Source organism: Janthinobacterium kumbetense, from assembly GCF_023703445.1.
Classification (GTDB): Bacteria; Pseudomonadota; Gammaproteobacteria; order Burkholderiales; family Burkholderiaceae_D; genus Janthinobacterium; species Janthinobacterium kumbetense.
This window is the reverse complement of sequence record NZ_JAMQGR010000028.1, coordinates 1-2815: the sequence shown is the minus strand read 5'-3', so window position 1 is coordinate 2815 and position 2815 is coordinate 1. Positions and strand designations below refer to the sequence as shown.

At 61.3% G+C, this 2815-nt stretch carries 3 protein-coding genes; all 3 read right to left on the bottom strand.

Annotation, left to right across the window (positions count from 1 at the left end):
• Positions 1–1112, bottom strand: a 1112-nt coding sequence (rfbH, locus tag NCG91_RS27775; RefSeq protein WP_251352079.1) for a lipopolysaccharide biosynthesis protein RfbH, incomplete at its 3' end; no start/stop codon positions are given.
• A 30-nt stretch (positions 1113–1142) separates the two neighbouring features.
• Positions 1143–2210 (bottom strand): CDP-glucose 4,6-dehydratase, encoded by a 1068-nt coding sequence (gene rfbG, locus NCG91_RS27770; RefSeq protein WP_251352080.1) that lies wholly within the window; start codon positions 2208–2210, stop codon positions 1143–1145.
• On the bottom strand, positions 2210–2815 hold a 606-nt coding region (gene rfbF, locus NCG91_RS27765; RefSeq protein ID WP_251352078.1), incomplete at its 5' end, for a glucose-1-phosphate cytidylyltransferase. The genes rfbG and rfbF, both read right to left, overlap by 1 nt.

The following is a 2815-nucleotide window of genomic DNA, read 5'->3' as shown; positions in this document are numbered from 1 at the left end:
TCCAGGAAAGTCAGCAGGCTGACACGGTCCACGTTCGCTTCCGGACGCAGGGTGATCGGGAAACCGAACCACGAGGGATCCGAGTTCGGCGTCGCTTCCGGCAGGATCAGGAACTCCGCACAGCTCTGCAGGCCATTTTTCATGTAGTTGAAATTGTCCTTGCGCGCCTGCACGAAACCGGCCGCGCGGTCCATCTGCGCCAGGCCGCAGGCGGCCTGCATGTCGGTAATCTTCAGGTTGTAGCCCAGGTGGCTGTAGGTGTACTTGTGGTCATAGCCGTCCGGCAACGTGCCCAGCTTGCAGCAGAAGCGCTGGCCGCAGGTGTTGTCCTTGCCTGGCGCGCAATAGCAGTCGCGGCCCCAGTCGCGGAACGATTCGGCAATCGCTTTCAGTTCCGGATTGTTGGTGAACACCGCGCCGCCTTCGCCCATCGTGATGTGGTGCGCAGGGTAGAAACTCATGGTGCCGATATCGCCGAAGGTGCCGCACATCTGGCCGTTGTACGTGGCGCCCAGGGCGTCGCAGCAATCTTCCACCAGCCACAGATTGTACTTTTTGCACAGCGCGACGATGACTTCCAGGTTGAACGGATTGCCCAGGGTATGGGCCAGCATGATGGCCTTGGTCTTGTCCGTGATGGCCGCTTCGATTTTGCTGGCGTCAATATTGTAGGTGCCCAGTTCCACGTCGACGAAGACGGGTACCGCGCCATATTGCAAAATCGGATTGACGGTGGTCGGGAAACCGGCCGCCACGCCGATGACTTCGTCGCCGGGCTGGATGGCGCGCGCGCCGAGTTTCGGCGACGTCAGCGCCGAGAAGGCCACCAGGTTGGCCGACGAGCCGGAGTTCACCGTGATCAGGAATTCGACGCCGATAAACTTGGCCAGACGCTGTTCGAATTCGTCATTGAAACGCCCCGTGGTCAGCCAGGCGTCGAGCGAGGCTTCGACCATCAGGCCCATCTCGGGGGCGCCGACGACTTTGCCGGCCGGTGGAATCACCGTCACGCCCGGCTCGAAGGGTTTCGGCACGCTGGCCAGTGCGCCGTATTGCGCCACCAGGGCAGCGATCTGCTCGCGGATTTGTTGTTGGGTCAGTTGTTCGCTCATGATACAGCCTTCAATTTATTAGGTAATTAATCAGGTATTTTGATAGGTGGCGATTTGCGCCAGCGTCATTGCCCGCATGTCCGCGCCCTGGTCGCAGGCCTTATGCCATTCGACGATCTTGGCGATGGTCTGGCCGATGTCCCAGCGCGGATGCCAGCCCAGCTGGCCGCGTGCCTTGGAACAATCGAGCTTCAGGTAGGTCGCCTCATGCGGATGGTCCTGGCCATCGAGCGACCAGGAGGCACCCGCGCCCCATTCTTGCGTCATGCGCTCGATGATCCATTCGACGGGCTTGGCGTCGGTATCGTGCGGGCCGAAGTTCCAGCCTTCGGCATGCACGGGGCCTGCCGTATACAGCTTTTCCGCCAGGGTCAGATAGCCGCTGAGCGGCTCGAGCACATGCTGCCACGGGCGGATTGCATGGGGATTGCGGATCATTACCGGCTCGCCGGTGCCGATCGCGCGCAGCATATCCGGGATCAGGCGATCCAGCGCCCAGTCGCCGCCGCCGATGACGTTGCCGGCGCGGCCGCTGCCCAGAGCCACGCCGTGTTCGGCGTATTTGTCGGCATGGAAGAAGGAACTGCGGTAGCCGGCTGTCACCAGTTCGGCGCAGCCCTTGCTGTTGCTGTAGGGATCATAGCCGCCCATGGCCTCGTTTTCGCGGTAGCCCCACGGCCATTCGCGGTTTTCATAGCACTTGTCGCTGGTGACGTTCACCACCGCACGCACGCCAGGCGTGGCGCGCACGGCTTCGAGCACATGCACCACGCCCATGACGTTGGTGGAATACGTTTCCACCGGATTGGCGTATGAGTAGCGCACCAGTGGCTGGGCGGCCATGTGAATGACGATGTCCGGGCGCGCAGCGGCCATGGCGCGCTTGACTGCGTCGCCATCGCGCACGTCACCGATGATCGACTGCATGCCACTGGCCACGTCGGCGACCTCAAACAGGCTGGGGGTGGTCGGTGCCGCCAGCGCATAGCCGATCACGTCGGCGCCAAGCTGCTGCAGCCACAGGCTCAGCCAGCCACCCTTGAAGCCGGTATGGCCGGTGAGGAAAACACGTTTTCCTTGCCAGAATGCGGGATTCATCAAGCCGCCTTCCAGGGGGCCTTGCCCGATTGCCACAGTTCTTCCAGATGTACCTTGTCGCGCAGGGTATCCATCGGTTGCCAGAAGCCATGATGGAAGAAGGCATGCATTTCGCCTTCCCGCGCCAGGCGCTCCATCGGCGCCTTTTCCCACACGGTGCTGTCTTCGGCGATATAGTCGATGACTTGCGGCGACAGCACGAAATAGCCGCCGTTGATCCAGGCGCCATCGCCTTGCGGTTTTTCCTGGAAACTGTTGATCTTGTTGCCATCCAGATTCAGCGCGCCAAAGCGGCCGGGCGGCTGGGTCGCGGTCAGGGTGGCGAGCTTGCCGTGCGCCTTGTGGAAGGCGATCGATTCAGTAATGTTGACATCGCTCACGCCATCGCCGTAGGTGAAACAGAATGCCTCTTCGCCTTCCAAGTAGGGCTGGACACGCTTCAGACGCCCACCGGTCATGGTCTCGTCGCCCGTGTCGACCAGCGTCACTTTCCACGGCTCGGCATTGCGCGCATGCACTTCCATCTGATTATTCTGCATATCGAACGTCACGTCCGACGTGTGCAGGAAATAATTCGCGAAATATTCCTTGATGACATAGCCCTT